This is a genomic window from Maribacter algarum (ex Zhang et al. 2020), from assembly GCF_005885635.1.
Classification (GTDB): Bacteria; Bacteroidota; Bacteroidia; order Flavobacteriales; family Flavobacteriaceae; genus Maribacter_C; species Maribacter_C algarum.
On sequence record NZ_VATY01000001.1, the window covers coordinates 1,151,223 to 1,169,053 of the forward strand.

Annotated in this window: 13 protein-coding genes; 9 read left to right on the forward strand and 4 right to left on the reverse strand. The window is 39.3% G+C overall.

Annotated elements, in window-relative coordinates; translation table 11 throughout:
• Positions 1-184 precede the first annotated feature (184 nt).
• The 3 genes from FEE95_RS04945 to FEE95_RS04955 form a co-directional block, all read right to left on the reverse strand.
• Positions 185-3,343: a VPS10 domain-containing protein gene (locus FEE95_RS04945; protein WP_138656712.1), complete on the reverse strand. Its 3,159-nt coding sequence runs from the start codon at positions 3,341-3,343 to the stop codon at positions 185-187.
• A 132-nt stretch (positions 3,344-3,475) separates the two neighbouring features.
• Positions 3,476-3,799 carry a GIY-YIG nuclease family protein gene (locus FEE95_RS04950; RefSeq protein ID WP_171036985.1) on the reverse strand — a complete coding sequence of 108 codons (324 nt, stop codon included), beginning with the start codon at positions 3,797-3,799 and terminating at the stop codon, positions 3,476-3,478.
• Positions 3,800-4,091: 292 nt separating this feature from the next.
• Positions 4,092-7,229 carry a WD40/YVTN/BNR-like repeat-containing protein gene (locus tag FEE95_RS04955; RefSeq protein WP_138656713.1) on the reverse strand — a complete coding sequence of 1,046 codons (3,138 nt, stop codon included), beginning with the start codon at positions 7,227-7,229 and terminating at the stop codon, positions 4,092-4,094.
• 215 nt (positions 7,230-7,444) lie between these two features.
• On the opposite strand from FEE95_RS04955, the gene FEE95_RS04960 reads away from it, so the two are divergent.
• From FEE95_RS04960 to FEE95_RS04990, 7 genes are all read left to right on the forward strand, one after another.
• The gene (locus FEE95_RS04960; protein WP_138656714.1) at positions 7,445-8,623 is read left to right on the forward strand and encodes an adenine-specific methyltransferase EcoRI family protein; all 1,179 of its coding nucleotides are present in this window, start codon (positions 7,445-7,447) and stop codon (positions 8,621-8,623) included.
• Between the two features lie 29 nt (positions 8,624-8,652).
• Positions 8,653-9,747, forward strand: a complete 1,095-nt coding sequence (locus tag FEE95_RS04965) for an adenine-specific methyltransferase EcoRI family protein (RefSeq protein WP_138656715.1) — start codon at positions 8,653-8,655, stop codon at positions 9,745-9,747.
• A 5-nt stretch (positions 9,748-9,752) separates the two neighbouring features.
• Positions 9,753-10,916, forward strand: coding sequence for an HNH endonuclease family protein (locus tag FEE95_RS04970; RefSeq protein ID WP_138656716.1), 1,164 nt, complete (start codon positions 9,753-9,755; stop codon positions 10,914-10,916).
• Between the two features lie 104 nt (positions 10,917-11,020).
• Entirely contained in the window at positions 11,021-11,905 is an 885-nt protein-coding gene (locus FEE95_RS04975) for a restriction endonuclease (RefSeq protein ID WP_262710885.1), read from the forward strand.
• Between the two features lie 150 nt (positions 11,906-12,055).
• Positions 12,056-13,327, forward strand: coding sequence for a phosphoribosyltransferase-like protein (locus tag FEE95_RS04980; RefSeq protein WP_138656718.1), 1,272 nt, complete (start codon positions 12,056-12,058; stop codon positions 13,325-13,327).
• 134 nt (positions 13,328-13,461) lie between these two features.
• Entirely contained in the window at positions 13,462-14,670 is a 1,209-nt protein-coding gene (locus tag FEE95_RS04985; RefSeq protein WP_138656719.1) for a reverse transcriptase family protein, read from the forward strand.
• Between the two features lie 129 nt (positions 14,671-14,799).
• Positions 14,800-15,492: a DsbA family oxidoreductase gene (locus tag FEE95_RS04990; RefSeq protein ID WP_138656720.1), complete on the forward strand. Its 693-nt coding sequence runs from the start codon at positions 14,800-14,802 to the stop codon at positions 15,490-15,492.
• Positions 15,493-15,770: 278 nt separating this feature from the next.
• On the opposite strand, the gene FEE95_RS04995 is transcribed toward FEE95_RS04990, so the two are convergent.
• A complete protein-coding gene (locus tag FEE95_RS04995) occupies positions 15,771-15,959 on the reverse strand; it encodes a GldL-related protein (protein WP_138656721.1) in 189 nt (62 codons plus the stop codon).
• Between the two features lie 260 nt (positions 15,960-16,219).
• Between FEE95_RS04995 and FEE95_RS05000 the strand changes: the two genes are divergently transcribed.
• Positions 16,220-16,639 carry a hypothetical protein gene (locus FEE95_RS05000; RefSeq protein ID WP_138656722.1) on the forward strand — a complete coding sequence of 140 codons (420 nt, stop codon included), beginning with the start codon at positions 16,220-16,222 and terminating at the stop codon, positions 16,637-16,639.
• Between the two features lie 102 nt (positions 16,640-16,741).
• Entirely contained in the window at positions 16,742-17,749 is a 1,008-nt protein-coding gene (locus FEE95_RS05005) for a helix-turn-helix domain-containing protein (RefSeq protein ID WP_138656723.1), read from the forward strand.
• The last annotated feature ends 82 nt before the right edge of the window (positions 17,750-17,831 follow it).

Consider the following 17,831-nt stretch of genomic DNA (forward strand, 5'->3'; position numbering starts at 1 on the left):
ATTTCGAAAGAAGTTGAACTTAGGGTCCTCCCCTTTTTTCAAGGGGAGGTGGCGACAGCCAGAGGGGTTGGAGCTAGGAACACAAATGGTTTGAACTTCTTGCCTACTTCACCAAAACCCCTCCGCCCTGCGGGCACCTCCCCTTCGCAGGGGAGGACCTATACTTAATACCTTTTAAAGAAGTTTACATCCGAATAGCCCCCACACCAACATCCCATAATTTCTTATTAAAGTCTGGGATTGAAGTTTTCATAAACGTTTCCGCCTTACTTTTCAAAACACTCCACTGCGCATCGAGCTCTGCCTTACGGTCCTTTGAGGGCTGGTTTACCCTTGGGATGGAGCTATTCGTAGCATCTATCAAGAACAGATATTCCGCGGTAAATTTATTCGGAAAGTTCTCTACATCATCATAGGCTTGCGACTTTCGTTGGATCATGTCTTTATCCCAAGTATCAAGGCCTTCAATTAGTTTTTGTCCCTCTGCTTTTACGGTAGCATCTTTTACATCTTTCAGCACTTCTTTCAATTGCTGTTGTGCTTTGTATAAACCATTGATAGTATGATGCATGTCCGTTAATTTCGTTTCGGCATCGGTTAAAAACGTATGGTATTCCGCATACTGCTCAGGCGTGGTACTGAAAGTGGGTACTGCAACGATTTTACCTTTCGTAGAAACCGTCTTACTTCCAGACTTTACACGAACCGTATAGGTTCCAGGGGGTAAACGATGCCCGCTGAAACGCGATTCGATATAGGTATTGGGAACTCCAGGTAAAATGCCTGTTCTCATATCCCATACAAAACGGTTCAACCCTTCTTTCTTCGATAGGGTCGGTGCTGGTCGTGGTCCGCCACCATTATGTGGTTTGTAGTTTTTGTCCTTCTCTGAGGAAAAACTGCGAATGACGGCTCCGCTGGCATCCATGATATCCATGGTAAGCGGAATGGAATCGGCCACTTTAGGCAACTCATAATAGAGCACCATACCATTTGCGGGGTTTACACCTGATAATGTATTGGTGCCATCAAAATTGTCAATCTTTCCATTCATAGGGCTGTACCAAGTCCCGTTCATGGCATCATTCGGTTGATAGAGTTTCATCTCATAATCGGAATCACTATGCGATTTCGTCTGGTATTCGCCTTTGTCATATTGCGAAAGCAAAGTCAAATCATCCAATATCCAAAAGGCCCTACCTGAGGTTGCTACAATCAAATCACCTTGATGGATTTTAATATCCGTAATCGGCGTCTTCGGCAAATTCAATTGAAAGGGTTTCCATGTTTTTCCACCGTTCCAGGAAAGGTATAAGCCTTTTTCGGTTCCCGCATAGAGCAAATCTTTACGTGTAGGGTCTTCGCGAACCACTCGTGTAAAGGCCCCGTATGGAATTCCCGCATTGATGCTCGTCCATGTTTTACCGTAGTCGGTGCTCTTGTAAATCGCTGGCGTATGGTCATTGAATTTATACTTCGTTGTCGCTACATAAACCGTGGCTTTATCATGTGGAGAAACCTCAATGGCATTCACTAAAGACTCCCCTAAATTCTTCGGCGTAATGTTCTGCCAGCTTTCACCATTATCTTTTGTAATCTGCACATAACCATCATCACTTCCCGTATAAAAAACGCCTGCTTCGTGGGGCGATTCCAATACATAGGCTAAGGTTCCATAATTCTCAGCACCAACCGCTTCGTTGGTATACGGACCTCCACCGTTCCCTTGTTTTGCATCGATATCACGGGTTAAATCAGGAGACATTTCTTCCCAGGTCACCCCCATATCACGGGTTCGCAATAACAATTGTGCGCCATGGTAAAAGGTATTGGGTTCGTGCTGCGATTTTAAGGTGGGAGCATTCCAGTTGTAGAGGTATTTCATGTTTCTGGCCTCACGACCCAAATACTGAATGGGCGCTGCCATAACATTGGTGGAGGCTTTTGATTCCATGTCCAAGACTTCAATCGTACCCAAATAACTTCCGCCCATCACATACCTCGGATTATCAGGGTCAAAGGCCAAAAAGGCACTTTCACCACCTGCGGAGGGACTAAAATCAGATACAGTAATGCCACCTCTTCCAACGGACATATTTGCTATCATAGCTGAAGAATAATCTTGTTGCCCTGCGTAGATGTTATAAGGGAATTGATTATCGGTGTTGATACGGTAAAACTGACCCGTAGGCATATTTACTTGTGAAGAAAACGTTTTTCCAAAGTCAAAGGTAACTGCGGCTCCCCCGTCGTTTGCTATGACAAAGTTTAAGGAGTTCTTCGGATTAATCCATAAGTCATGAAAATCGCCATGCGTCCCCGTGATGCGTTCCCAATTTTTACCTCCATCCAAAGAACGAAGGGCTGGGGCACTTAAGACATACACAATGTCTTCATCTTGAGGGTCGGTGAATACTTCTATATAATACCAAGCCCGTTGTACCAATCGGTTATCTCCGCTGGCCATACTCCATGTTTTTCCTGCGTCATTGGAAACGAAGAGTCCGCCTTTGTCTTGATTGCTATCACTTTCAATCAAAGCATATACCTTATTCGAATTCGCGGGACTCACAGAAATCGCCATCTTCCCTTTTTCTTCGGGAAGGCCTTCGGTAAGCTCGGTCCAAGTTTCACCAGCATCGGTAGATTTGTACAATCCGCTACCTTCGCCACCACTGACTACCATATTCGGTTTGCGTTGGTGTTCCCACATGGCAGCATACATGATTTCAGGATAGTTCGCATCCATAGAAAGTTCAACCGCACCAGTCAATTGATTTACAAAAAGCGTATTCTTCCAAGTCTTTCCGCCATCGGTGGATTTGTAAACCCCACGCTCTTTGTTCGGACCATACAATTGCCCCTGCGCCGCCACATACACAATATCGGGATTGGTTGGATGAATGATAACCCTTGAAATGTGTTGGGTCTCTTTGAGTCCCATATGCTTCCACGTTTTTCCTGCGTCGGTAGATTTGTAGACTCCGTCTCCGTAGGAAGTCATCACCCCTCGTGGTGCATGTTCTCCCATACCTACATAAACGATATTCGTATTATAGGTCGAAACCGCAACAGCACCCACAGAACCCATTTCGAAAAAGCCGTCTGAGATGTTATTCCAACGCTGGCCAGCGTCTTCGGTTTTCCAAAGTCCCCCTCCGGTGGTGCCCATGTAGTAGGTCATGGGGTCGCCGACAACCCCGCTAGCGGAGACTGAGCGCCCACCTCGAAACGGACCGATATTTCGGAATTTTAGGGGTTTGAAATAATCTTCTGCCGTTTGGGCGAAGGATATTGTTGTGGTTAGGAGGGCTAGTAGTAAGAGGTTGAGGTTGTTTTTCATTTTGGGTTTTTAGGTGTTGTTCGTGTTTTGGTGTTCCTAGGGTCTCGACTCCGCTCGACATGACAGTGGTGGCAGGTTTTTACAACTAATCTGTCACTTCGAGCGGAGTCGAGAACTTAGGGACACGTATTTCTAATTTTTATCTAAATCTTTGTTCTTAGCATGACTCTCATTTCTACATTCAGCTAGCAAAGGCAGCATGTCATACTCATCATTCGCCAAGGCCAATTTCTTAGCGCAACTCCATCTTTTAATTTTCTTTTCAAAATATTCAGCTTGTGCGAACTGCATGAATTCTTGGTGCCAAATTAGTTTTACTGGTCTTCTTTTAGAGGTGTATGAATTGTCATTCCTTCCAAAATTATGTTCTTTCAGTCTACGGTCTAGGTTATTGGTCAGCCCTGTGTAAATCGATTCGTCTGAGCATTCAACCATGTAGACGTAGTAAAATTTCATTTTTTGAACCTTTTAGTTTGGGGTGACATTGTTACCAGTAACATCGGTCTCGACGGAGCCCGTCTTGAGCTCTGTTGAAAGGCTCGAGCTGACAGTAGAACTAAGTTCTATGTATATTCTATACTGTCACTTCGCGTTTTTCATTTATGCTCAACATCAAATTATCTCTTGTTTTGCAAAAACTTATAATAGCAACGCAAGCTTTGTTTACCCCTAATCTGTCATGTCGAACGGAGTCGAGACCTTGGCGTGTTCCTAGGCTTCTCGACTCCGCTCGAAGTGACAGTATAGCTTACTCCTCCACAAACAAATAATTCAATTTCAAATCATTAAATGCCTGATTAAACTCCTTCATTTCAGAATCTACCATGGCATCAAATGTTTTTAATTGCGCTTCGATTTTACCGGTCATTTCTTTTTGAACGGCTATGTCTTGTGCTGTTGGTGGGAAGTCGCCCATGCCTACCAAGCGATTTAAGTGCGCCAATTTGTTCGTCAAACGGATGGGGAAGTTCAAGGGGTCTTGATTACTTCTGTTTTGCGTTTGGTACAAGGCTTTTTCGATTTCTTCGAAATTTTCTTTCATGGTTTTGGCTTTTTCTACCAACTCCTTGGTGGACTCGTTGTCTTTGTATTGCTCAGTGAAAGCATCCAATTGTTTGTTGACGCCTCTTATTTTCTTTATGGAACCATGTGCCTTGTTTATTGTGGCGTTGATGGCCGAAATAAAATCGTGCTGCTTTTGCATATCGGCAACGGAAACCTCAGCTCTTGGGTCGGGGATGATATTGAAGTCTTGTGATTGGCTATCGCCGTTGACATTCAGATGGACTTTATAACTTCCGGGTACTGCTTTTGGTCCGTTGAAGCCGGCTGCCCAGAAAATCATTCCTTTTAGGGTTTCGGCTTTTTCACCTCTCGTATTCCATACGTGGGTGTTGCCTCCTTTTTTGACTTTGAGCTTTTTGTCTTTCTCTTTGGCTTTATTGCTAAACGATGCCAAGGTATCTCCTGCCATGGTGGTATAGGTGATGGCTACTTTATCATCATCGCCTAAATTCTTGAGATAGAAATGTGAAATAACGCCGTTGGGATGATTCATTCCCTCGGTCTTAGAAGGTTCTTTACTTGCCCGACCTCCGGTACGGTAGCTGTCTTTGGGTTTGTACAAAATAGACGACATACTTTTCTTTCCGGCATCCAATTGATGGAGGACGGTCAGGTCATCTAAAATCCATAAGCTTCTTCCTTGGGTGGCAACGATTAGGTTGTTGTCTTTGATGGCCAAATCCGTAATCGGAACAATCGGAAGGTTCATTTGAAACGGACTCCAATTGGCTCCATCGTCAAAGGAAATGTACATTCCTGTTTCGGTGCCAGCGTAGAGTAAGCCTTTTCTTTTCGGGTCCTCCCGGAGGACGCGCGTAAAATGCTCTTGATTTATACCGTTCGTTATTTTCGTCCAAGTCTTCCCGAAGTCGGTGGTTTTGTAGAGGTAAGGTCTAAAGTCCCCAAGCTTGTATCGGGTTCCGGCAACATAGCAGGTTCCTTCGTCAAAAGCGGACGGTTCAATGCTGTTTATCATATTCCATTCGGGCATTCCTGCTGGGGTCACATTTTCCCAATTGGCACCACCATCCTTGGAGACATGAATCAATCCGTCATCACTTCCAACCCATAATAATCCCTCTTTCAAAGGACTCTCATTCGCTGCGAAAATGGTACAGTAGTATTCCACACCCGTGTTATCCTGTGTTATCGGTCCGCCACTGGAAACCAATTTTGTGGGGTCATTCCGTGTTAAATCCTCCGAAAGGATATCCCAACTTTGCCCTTCGTTCGTACTCATATGCACATGCTGCGAAAAGGTGTATAATTTCTTCGGGTCGTGTTTCGAGAACATGATAGGGAAATTCCATTGAAAACGATATTTCATTCCCTCTGCACCATATCCCATCGGGTTATCAGGCCAAACGTTGACACCTCTAACGGTTCCGGTTTTGTGATTTACCCGAGTCAGGAATCCACCGTAAGAACCTCCGTAGACAATATCATTATCCAAAGGGTCGACGGCGATATGGGCAGACTCACCCCCTGCGGTTACCTCCCAATCGTTTTCGCTAATACTGCGGCCGTCGCTACGGTGCTTTACGCGCAAGGTCGAATTGTCTTGCTGCGCCACATAAATACGATACGGATGCGAATTATCAGTCGTCACCCGATAATACTGTGCCGTAGGTTGGTTGTAATAGGTGCTCCAAGTCTCGCCGGCATCATAGGTGATCTGGGCGCCCCCATCATCACCGATAATCATACGCTTCGCATCTTCAGGGGCAATCCACAAATCATGGTGATCCCCATGGGGGGCGTTGAAGGTATTAAAAGTCTTTCCGCCATCTTTCGAACGGTGGTAGCGCACATTCATCACATACACCGTATTTTCATCTTCGGTATCGGCATACAAACGGGTATAGTACCAGGCACGTTGGCGCAGTTTTCGTTCGCTGTTCACCTGTGTCCATTTCTTGCCACCATCCTCAGAACGGTACAAGCCGCCTTTTTTCTTGTTTTCGACCAAGGCCCAAACACGCTCCGAATTTTTCGGGGAAACCGTAACGCCGATAATACCCAAGGTGTCTTGTGGGAAGCCTTCATGCTTTGAAATCTCGGTCCAAGTTTCACCACTATCGGTACTCTTCCATAAGGCCGAACCATCGCCGCCACTACTCAAACTATAGGGCGTACGTTGCGCGCGCCATGAAGAAGCATATAAAATACGGGGGTTGTTGGGGTCTAAGGTCAAGTCGACAAAACCCGATTGGTCATTGACGAATAATTTCTTGCTCCAGGTCTTTCCGCCATCGGTACTTTTATAGATACCGCGGTCTTGGGTAGGCTTGTAAATATTACCGAGTACGGCCGCATACACAATATCGGCATTGGTAGGGTGAATGCGGATTCGCGGTACATGGCGACTATTTTTTAGTCCTGCTGAGGTCCAAGTTTTGCCTCCGTTTTCGGTTTTCCAGATGCCATAGCCTGAGGATACATTACCCCGAAGGGTTTTTTCACCCCCGCCTACATAAATGACATTCTTATCACTTTTCGCGACTTCTACCGCACCAATACTACCACCAAAATAGCCATCGGAAATATTCTCCCAAGTACGGCCACCATCTAGGGTTTTCCAGACACCACCGCCTGTGGCACCCATATAAAAGAGATTGGGTTCACCCCGCACTCCGGTTACGGCAGCGGAGCGCCCACCGCGATGCGGACCGATAGAACGGTACTCCATACTGGAATAGAGGTCTTCAGCAAAGGAAGGCACCGCCTTCTGGGTTTTACTTCTTCTTTGTGCTTCGGAAGTTAAGGGGAGTAGGAAAAGGGCAGCAATTAGCAGGCCAAGAAGGTTGCAGTGAGTTCTCATTTTCAAGTGGATTAATTAGTCAGACTAAATGTAGTGAAATGGGGGTTACTAAAAAAATGATGTTTGTCATGATTTTTAGGGATTTCATGTTATCATATTTGTGAGGGTTTTAGTACATTAGGCCTTCTAATTTATGTCTTTGCATTTTTAAAATGAAAGACTTACAATGAAACAATTATAATCTTATTTAAGCTTGACGAAGACAATTTAAATAAATGGCAAATAACATTTTAACTGCAGCTAAGAAAGCTAAGAACGATGAGTTCTATACACAATACTCTGATATACAGAAGGAGATTCAAGCCTACGTCGACTACAAACCGGACGCTTTTAAAGGTAAGACTGTTTTGTTGCCATGTGATGACCCTGAATGGAGCAATTTTACCAAATTCTTTGCGCAAAATTTTGAGCGTTACGGCCTAAAAAAACTAATTAGTACTAGTTATGCGTCAGAAAGCAAAAATTACAAAGATGGTTATCAAGTGACGTTGTTTGAACAAAATGCAGAGCAATTCGAACATGATAAAACAAAAATTAAAGGAAAGATTTTCACTTTAACTAGGGATGTGTCAGGCGATGGCAAAATAGATATTGAAGATTTAGAATGGAATTATCTTGAAGGTGATGGGGATTTTAGAAGTGAGGAGGTCAAAAAATTAAGAGATGAGGCCGATATAATAATTACCAACCCGCCTTTTTCCCTTTTTAGAGAGTTCATAAGCTGGATATTTGAAGTCGAAAAACAATGTTTAGTTATTGGCAATATTAATGCAATAAAATACAGCGAAGTTTTTCCTTTTATAAGAGATAAAAAATTATGGCTAGGAGCAACCAATTTTAATAAAGGTATGTACTTCTATGTTCCTGCGGATTTTAAATACTCTAGCACTTACAAGTTTGAGAGAGAGAAAGATGGGAAAAAGATTAATCGAGTTCCAGGAGTTTGTTGGTTTGGCAATCTCGACCATGGGAAAAGGCATAGTCCATTATCCCTAATGACAGAGGATGAAGTAATCAAATTTGTTTCAAAAAAACCATTTCGAAAATATGATAACTTTGATGCTATTGAAGTGCCTCTAGTAAAACTAATCCCAAACGATTATGGTGGAATCATGGGAGTCCCTATCACATTTCTTGATAAATATTCACCTGAACAATTTGAAATAGTTGGTTTATCAATGCGGGACGGTTTTGGATTAGAAAGTCATAAAAAATATGATAATTACAAAGAGATAAGACAAGACGGAACATATACTGGATCATCTGGAAAGAAAACCAATGGCAACCCCATGCTAAAAGGGAAACCTGAAAAGGGTAATTACTATATTGATAAAGATGGTAATTGTGCCTACTCCTTATATGACAGGCTTTTTATTATTCACAAATCAAATTAACAACTTTAAGAACAAAGTGTAAACAATATATGGCGAACAAAAATTTAACTGCTGCTAAGAAAGCTAAGAATGATGAGTTTTACACACTGTATTCTGATATACAAAAGGAGATTCAGGCCTATCTAGACTACAATCCTGATGTGTTCAAGGATAAAACTATATTACTTCCTTGTGACGATCCTGAATGGAGCAATTTCACCAAGTTTTTTGCGCAAAATTTTGAGCGCTTTGGACTGAAGAAACTAATAAGTACGAGTTTTGCTGCAAATAGTAAACCTTATAAAGTAGGTTATCAGGTAACACTCTTTGAAGAAAGTGCTCCGCAATACGATAGTAATAAAACTGAATCACACGGAAAAATTTTCACTCTAACTCGTGATATAACTGAAGATGGGAGAATTGATGTAGACGATTTAGAATGGGAATATTTAAAAGGTGATGGGGATTTCAAAAGTAAAGAGGTTAAGAAATTAAGAGATGAGGCCGATATTATCATAACCAATCCCCCATTTTCATTATTTCGCGAATTTCTTCAATGGATTATGGAGGCAAAAAAACAGTTTGCCATAATTGGAAATATAAATGCAATTACATACAAAGAAGTTTTTCCACTAATTAAAGAAAATAAGATTTGGTTAGGAACTGGAATGGGAAGGTGGATATCAGGTTTTATTGTCCCTGAATCATATGAACTTTATGGAACTGAAGCCAGAATTGACAAAGATGGAAATCGAATTGTGGCCACAAATAATTGTCTTTGGTTAACTAATATAGAACACGGCAAGCGTCATCAACCACTAAAATTGATGACAATGGCGGATAACAGTAGGTATAACAAAAAATTACAGAAAAAATCTGCCTACAATAAATATGATAACTATGATGCGATTGAAGTTCCGTTCTCTGATGCAATTCCGTTGGATTATCATGGAGTAATGGGAGTACCTATAAGTTTTTTAGATAAATATTGTCCTGAGCAATTCGAAATCATAGGTAGTGATTCCTGTGTCAAAGATGGCTTGTTACCTAATTTAATCAATTCCAAATGGGAGGGGAAACTTGACCGAGGGTACATCGATAATAAGCGATTTTATAGCCGCATCTTAATTAAAAGAAAGAACTAAAATATATGGAAACGACTTTAAGAAATGATATAACAATAAAGGATATCTGTGATGGTTTTGTTTACAATGAATCGGAAGGAAAAGGTTTGTTTGGGCTTTCTGGTGCATTAACTATTCAGCCAGAGTATCAACGAAATTATATTTATGCAGATGGGAAAAAGGATGTAGCTGTAATTGAATCAATTCTTAAAGGGTATCCTTTGGGGCTAATATACTTTAACAAGGTAAACAATAATCAATTTGAAGTATTAGATGGGCAACAGCGAATTACTAGTATTGGAAGATTTCTCACTTTCAAGTTTGCAATTAAAGATGAGAATGGTATGGAGCAATATTTTGACAGTCTTCCAGCTGACAAACAAAAGAAAATAGAGGAAACCGAATTATTAATTTATGAATGTGAAGGAGAAGAAAGTGAAATAAAAGAATGGTTTAAAACTATTAATATAGCTGGTGTCCCTCTTAATCCTCAGGAATTACTGAATGCAATATATTCTGGACCGTTTGTTACGCTTTGCAAAGAAGAATTCAGTAATAGCCAAAATGCTAATATTCAAAAATGGGGAGCCTATATAAAAGGTAGTGCGAATAGGCAAGATATCTTACAACGTGCGTTAGAATGGGTAAGCAAAGGTAAGATTGATAATTATATGAGTAGCCATCGAAAAGAAAATAACATTGACGAACTTAAGACTTATTTCAATAGTGTTATTGACTGGGTTTCAACGGTATTCTTAGATGTAGAGAAAGAAATGAGTGGCTTGGAATGGGGTCGTTTGTATGAAACATACCATAAAACAGCTTACAATCCGAATGAAGTGTCAGAACAAGTTCAAAAATTATATGGAGATGCTTTCGTCAAAAATCGAAAAGGAGTTTTTGAATTTATTCTTGGGGGATCTTCTAATACTAAACTTCTCGATATTCGCGTATTTGAGGAATCCACGAAAAGGTCTGTTTATGCAAAACAGAAAAAGGAAGCGGAGGCTAAAGGAATTTCCAATTGCCCTCATTGTGCCTTAGGTCATGATGCTAATAAATCAAAAGTTTGGGCAATAAAAGACATGGATGCCGACCATGTTTCAGCATGGAGTAAAGGAGGAAAAACCGATGTCAGTAATTGTGAAATGCTCTGCAAGACTCACAATAGAGCAAAAGGAAATCGTTAAAAACATCAATAAATTTTTATTCGTTTTGAGCAATTAGAATCGTCAATAGAAAATACCCAATTATGAATGATTTTAAGAATGACATACCGGACTTCCAAACTATAATGTTACCAATGCTCAAATTATTAGCAGATAGTAAACAATGGACGCTAAATGAGGTAATGCGGGCGCTCACAAAACATTTTAATCTCACTGAGGAACATCTCAAAATTCAGGTACCAAGTAAACAAATGGGGCTTTTTAGAAATCGTGTAGGTTGGACACGCAGTTATCTCAAAAAAGCAGGCCTCATAAAATACCCAGATAGAGGTGTATATCAGATTACTGATTTTGGGAAAGAATTTCTAAAAACCAACCCAACGAAGTTGCGCATGAAGCAATTGGAACAATTTCCAGACTATCAAGAATGGCGCAAAACTTTTATTGATAGTAAGACTAAAGAAAAACCAATTACTCGAACAGGTGAACAAACACCTGAGGAAGTTTTGGGTTCTACTGTTAAAGAGTTGAAAAATGAATTGGCAACTGAATTGTTAGATAGACTAAAAGAAAACTCTTTCCAGTATTTCGAGAATTTTGTCATTCGATTACTTGAAAAAATGGGTTATGGAAATTTTAGAGAAGATTCATCTCAGCATACAGGTCAAACAGGTGACCAAGGAATAGATGGCATCATTTCACAAGATAGACTAGGATTAGAAAGTGTCTATATTCAAGCCAAGCGTTTTACTAATAATTCGGTTGGTTCACCCGAGATAAGAAATTTCATAGGTTCCCTAGCATTACAAGGAGTAAGTAAAGGTGTGTTTTTGACTACAAGTCGTTTTTCATCTAGTGCTTTACAAACTGCATTGGACAGCAAGCAGCAAAAAATAGTTTTAATTGATGGAAAAGAGCTTACAGAACTGGCTATTGAATACAATCTAGGGGTTCAAACTTCTGAAACGATAGAAATAAAAAGAATAGACTTAGATTATTTTGAGGAATAATATCCACTAACTCCAAAAACAGATAACTAGAATGAACTTGTTAGGTGTTGTGAACATCAGAAATTTATTTATTGAGTTTCTACAGTATTTGTTTAGGGGTGATGTTGGGTAGTTAGACTTCTGATTAGAAGTAAATTATAGATTGATGTAATGGCTCATAGTTTTAAGCTTGATAAAAACGTAATAGTCAAAGTAGGTGATTTATTACCTCGATTAAAACATTCTGTCGAGCCTATTAAATTAATCAATTGGCTAGAAAACTTTGATGAAGATGAAATAGATTTAGCGATTGATTTATTGAGTGTTTACGAGTATATTCCATTTAATGAGTTTATGTTTCGTTTAAATGATTTGTTAAACGAGATTTTTAAAATTATACCTAAAGGAGAAAAAATAGTAATATTCCCTTATGGCAAAGTTGGTAAGAGCGGCACCTTAGTTACTTATCCTTTAAAAAACACTAATGCTTTTAGAAGAAGAGAGAAAGACATTACACTTACGCATGATTTTATAAAGGTTAAAGACCCAAATAATTTTAACCATATTATATTTCTAGATGATTTTATTGGTAGCGGGAAAACATTTTTCAAGGAGTTTTCTAAGCCTAAATCTGTTCAGGAATGGATAAGTAAAAATTGCATTGAAAATGTTTATATTCTTTCAACTATTATAATGGTTGAAGGCAAGGCTTTCATATTAAAGAAATTTCCTTTCATTCAAATATTTTCTGAAGAAAGAAATATGATTTTTGATAATGCTTTATCCCCTTTGAAAATCATTGGTAATGCTAAAAAAATTGAGGACATTGTTAAAAAGCATGGAAATAAATTGCCCGTCTTTGGCCACCCGCCTTATGTTGCACCCTACGGTTATGACGATAGCCAGTCGTTGGTTTCTTTTTTTCATTGCACACCAAATAACACTTTATCAATAATATGGGGGAAAAGCAAAAACTGGAAACCTCTATTTCCAAGAAGGGCAAATATTAGAATGGATGAAGCTCGTCAATTTAAAAAAGAAATTGCCTTTTATATCGGTATTTGCAATAGACTAGGGATAGACTTATATACTGGAAGGTCTATTATTTATAAAAAGAAGGACAAACATGTTAGAAATATACTGCACAACACCAAACAAGACCATTCAGTAATAGCTTTGTTATTCTTGAAAAACAATGGCTATGACAATTTGATTATTTGTCACTTACTAGGCATTACGAGAAATGAGTTGAGATTAATTTATATAGAAGCAAAAAAGCTAAAATTTATAAATAAGAGATATGAATTAACCGTAAATGGTGTCAATTTTCTTAAAGAATTGAAGAAAAAAACCAAACCAGAAAATTTTAGAAAAGAAACAAAGTACAGTCTAAGAGTTAAACATGAATTATATATACCAAAAACATTTGATGGATTGACATAGCTTGTTGTTAGCAATTAACCCTAATAAGGTTTTCTCAGTGTAGTTCATTGAGAATTATTGAAGCCACTTGATAGCATAACTTATATGTTATTAATAATATGCTTAAAGACTAAACTAAATCTAGGTCGGCTAGATTGACTTTACCCCTTAAGCACATTCTCAAGAATATTAAATTTAACATTCAAGAAAGAGTAACAGCAACTATGTCATTTCCATTTAATCAATTTGCCCTTGAAGCTAAAGAGCAAAATAAATCACAAGAATTTATTGACGCTTGTTTGGCTTATGCGAGCAACTTATCTGAACAAGGTTATCCCGTAACTTTCTCCATAGAACATTTGGCAATGCAAATTGGAGTTCAGTCAGATTATTTAAGAAATTTAATCGGTGATGGAAAAAGAGATATTACCTACGATTATGAACACAAGTACAAAAGATATAACTACTTCAAATTAAAAAAGAGGGACGGAAATTTTAGAGAAATAATGTCGCCTGCAAAGGATTTGAAATTCATCCAAAAATGGATTTTGGTTAACATATTAAGTAAATATAGGCTAGCTGAAAGTTGCAAAGGATTTCGAAAAAGAATCTCCATTTATGATAATGCCAAAGTGCATGAAAATTCAGAAATAATACTCAAGGTTGATTTACTTAAATTTTACGATACCATTACGGAAAAAAGAGTCTATGGTCTATTTAAATCTTTAGGTTATGCCACTAATCTATCTTTTTCACTCGCTAAGATAACAACAGCTAAGCACAGAAAGAATTATTGGAGAGACTTCAATAATAGCTCTAAAGAAATTTTATCAGAATTAGTTCAAACTAAACCTGCAATACTTCCACAAGGTTCTCCGACTAGCCCAATGATATCAAATATCCTAGCAACTAAAATGGATTATAGATTTGAAGGTATGGCCAAGAAGCAAAATTTTAGATATTCTAGATATGCAGATGATTTAACTTTTTCAATCACCAAAGAAGGAAGCCTACCATCATTAAACGTAATAAGTAAAATAATCACTCAAGAAGGTTTTTTTATTAACCATAAAAAAACCCAATACTTAAAAAAAGGCTGCAAACAATATGTAACTGGTTTAACCACCACAAATGGAATAAACGTAAATAAAAAGTACAGAAAACAAATTTCTGAACATATCTATTTTTGCAGAAAATATGGTGTAAAAAGCCATTTGGCAAGACGTAAGAAAGACTTTCCTAATTCAAATAGTCTGAGTTTTCATAACTGGTTGTATGGTCATTTATGTTTTATAAATTCGGTAAATAGCAAAGCAAGCAAAACACTTTTAGAAGAGTTTAATAAAATTAACTGGTCGGTATGAACCACCTTTGAAACAACGAATTCTTGCATTCTTCTAACTTATTATATTAATATTACCTGAGAATATATCTATGTTGGTTTCCCCAACCTTTCACGACCAACTCCTCATAAATCATAAACAAATTTTGCCATGCAAAAACACCCCATAAAAGTAGCCGTAGTATCTGATGTCGCCTGCCCATGGTGCTATGTGGGTAAACGCAGACTAGAAAGTGCATTACAACAATGGCAAGGTGCCCCCGTAGAAGTCACCTGGCACCCCTTTCAGTTAGACCCTACTATACCCGAAGCGGGTTATGACCGTGAAACGTATTTAGCCAATAAATTTGGTGATAGAGACCTTACTGATGCCATGAAAAGAATCACAGATGCAGGTGAAGGCGAAGGCATCACTTTTAATTTTGGAGATAAATGGTTGGCCGTAAATACCTTGCCTTTACATCAATTGCTACATGTAGCCGGAGATGAAGGTTTTAAAGACCAACTCAAAGAGCGCTTTTTAAAAGCCTATTTTGATGAAAATTTGCATCTTAATGATACCGAAGTGCTCATCAAAGTGATGCAAGAATTTGACTGGGCAGCTGAAAAGACGACGCGTATTCTCAATGATGATGCTATTGCCTATGCCGTAAAACAAGAGATTGCGCATTACCAACAGCTGGGTGTGACGGGTGTCCCCTTTTTTATTATCAATGACCAATATGGTATTTCTGGCGCGCAGCCGGTAGAGGTGTTTTTGGAGGCGTTTGGGCGGGTGTCTGAGATGCAGGTGATTGGTGAAAGTGATGGGGATAGTTGTGGGGTTGATGGGGTGGATTGTTAGATTTTTGGATTGTTAGTAGATAGTTTATAGGTCCTCCCCTTTTTACAAGGGGAGGTGCCCGCAGGGCGGAGGGGTCCTGGTGAAGTTATCTAGAATGTTGAATTATTCAAGTATCTAGCTCCAACCCCTCCGGCTGTCGCCACCTCCCCTTGAAAAAAGGGGAGGACCCTGAGATTGAACTTTTGTATTCCTAGGCTCTCCCCCGAAGCTTCGGGGCGCTCGATGTGACAGCATAGTTCGATTGCTAAATCGAAAAAAGACAGAACCCTAAAAGATACTTAAGAGCTGCTGTTATATTTATACACTGCAAAAGAAGGTATAAATATTAGGGCCAAGCCAACAAGGCCAATGAGGAAAAATAAACCACTGGTTAGTGGACCAAGCTCCCACTTTAAGATTTTAAAAAGATTACCTAAAATGGTTAAAGACGAAAATACGGCTCCGGAAACAAATGCTAATTTTTTCATATGTATATAAATTGGTTCGTTATAACCTTAAACGGAGAATTCCATGATTTTATTTGAAAAATAGCATTTTTTGCGGGACTGCCCTTAGTGTTGGTGATTGGGTTTTTTAATAGTCTGAAAGTTGGTTTTGGCTTTTTGTGTTCCTAGGCCTTCGACTCCGCTCAGGATGACAGCAGAGGCGGGTTGAAACTTATCTGTCACATCGGGCCCTTCGACAGGACTCAAGATTACAGTATTGGTGGGTTGATTATCTTTGCTACATGAACCTTATACTCCTCATTCACATTTTTACAACTTTATTTATGTGCGGCCTTTGCTGGTTTGTACAAATCGTGCACTACCCTTTGTTTAAGGAGATTTCAGCTGCTGATTTTCCTACCTATCAGAAAAAGAATTATGCTACGGGATGGATTACTGTACCGGTGATGACTATCGAACTTTTTAGTGGTATTTGGTTTTTATATACCGACTACTCTCCATTGTTTTTAGTGAATATGGTGTTATTGGTTCTTATTTGGGGGAGTACTTTTGTTTTTCAGGTGCCTACGCATATTCAATTGATAGAAACACCCACCCATACGCTGATGAACAAATTGATTCGTACGAATTGGATACGGACTATTTGTTGGACGGTTCGGGCGCTGCTTTTGGGGTATTTGGTTTTTTTCGCTACACGCTGATCGCTAAACGCCGTTCGCTATACGCTCTAAGCTGTGCGATTTAGCGATTTGCGTATGGCGTTAAGTGCATATTTGATACCTTTAAAGAGCTAAAAGTATTCTATGAATTCAATTGTTTTGGTCTTAAGTTCATTGGGTATTGCACAAGCGCTCTTTTTGTGTGTGTACCTACTTACGCTTAAAAAGGGCAATCGCAAAGCGAATCTGTTTTTGGCATTCGTTTTACTTGGCCTTACCATTCGTATTGGGAAATCAATTTTGAATGTCTACCTCGTTTTAGAACCTTGGCAGCGAAATTTGGGTATTTCTGGGGTGATGATGGCCGGACCGTTTCTTTGGTTTTACGGCCGCTTGTTGTTGGGAAAAGAAAAGGGGTTTTCTAAGCACAACTACTGGCATTTGCTACCCTTTGTGCTTTTCGTATGTTTTTGCTTTTATATTCCCAATGGTTCTGGTGCATTTCCGAATGCAAGTTATTTAATCGCCTTTTCACATTTGGCTGTTTACTTGGTATTGACCATTGGTTTATTGGTAAAATACAAAAGGCAGGCCAACAAGTCCGTTTGGGTCTGGTATCGCAATATGGTCATTGGCGTGGCTTTACTATGGATATTCTATATGGGGAATCTGTATGGATTGATTCCCTATTATATCGGAGGGGCCATTTTCTTTTCCTTTTTACTCTATGCCTTCTCTTTTCTGCTCTTAAAGCGACCCGTTTTTGCTATGGAAAAGTATAAGAACTCATCTATTGATAATTCAAGTTCTAAAAAATACATGCAGCAAATTCGAACACTGTTCGAAACGGAAACACTATATCTTGACAGCGAATTGAACATGACCAAAGTGGCACAAAAATTAGGCATCGCTTCTCGGGATGTATCTCAGGTCATCAATGAGAATGAGCAACAGAATTTTTCTGAATTTGTGAATCATTATCGTATCGCAAAAGCCAAAGATCTCTTGGTCGACCCGTCCTACGCACAGGAAAAAATCGCTACCGTTGCCTATGATTGCGGCTTTGGCAATGTAACTTCTTTTAATTTGGCTTTTAAAGCTGCCACCCAATTGACCCCTTCGCAATACAGGAATAAATTTCGCTTGGGGTAGAGACTCTTTCGAATATTTCTCTCACTTTTCGTTTTAAGAATCATGATTTTTAAAGGATTTTAGAAAGGTCACCCCTAGTTTT

Bases quoted from the DNA above. Each gene is read 5' to 3' on its own strand.
- FEE95_RS05005 (WP_138656723.1), top strand. From the start codon at position 16,742: ATGAATTCAATTGTTTTGGTCTTAAGTTCATTGGGTATTGCACAAGCG.
- FEE95_RS04965 (WP_138656715.1), top strand. From the start codon at position 8,653: ATGGCGAACAAAAATTTAACTGCTGCTAAGAAAGCTAAGAATGATGAG.
- FEE95_RS04955 (WP_138656713.1), bottom strand. From the start codon at position 7,229: ATGAGAACTCACTGCAACCTTCTTGGCCTGCTAATTGCTGCCCTTTTC.
- FEE95_RS04970 (WP_138656716.1), top strand. From the start codon at position 9,753: ATGGAAACGACTTTAAGAAATGATATAACAATAAAGGATATCTGTGAT.
- FEE95_RS04945 (WP_138656712.1), bottom strand. From the start codon at position 3,343: ATGAAAAACAACCTCAACCTCTTACTACTAGCCCTCCTAACCACAACA.
- FEE95_RS04980 (WP_138656718.1), top strand. From the start codon at position 12,056: ATGGCTCATAGTTTTAAGCTTGATAAAAACGTAATAGTCAAAGTAGGT.
- FEE95_RS04950 (WP_171036985.1), bottom strand. From the start codon at position 3,799: ATGAAATTTTACTACGTCTACATGGTTGAATGCTCAGACGAATCGATT.
- FEE95_RS04995 (WP_138656721.1), bottom strand. From the start codon at position 15,959: ATGAAAAAATTAGCATTTGTTTCCGGAGCCGTATTTTCGTCTTTAACC.
- FEE95_RS04975 (WP_262710885.1), top strand. From the start codon at position 11,021: ATGTTACCAATGCTCAAATTATTAGCAGATAGTAAACAATGGACGCTA.
- FEE95_RS05000 (WP_138656722.1), top strand. From the start codon at position 16,220: ATGAACCTTATACTCCTCATTCACATTTTTACAACTTTATTTATGTGC.
- FEE95_RS04990 (WP_138656720.1), top strand. From the start codon at position 14,800: ATGCAAAAACACCCCATAAAAGTAGCCGTAGTATCTGATGTCGCCTGC.
- FEE95_RS04960 (WP_138656714.1), top strand. From the start codon at position 7,445: ATGGCAAATAACATTTTAACTGCAGCTAAGAAAGCTAAGAACGATGAG.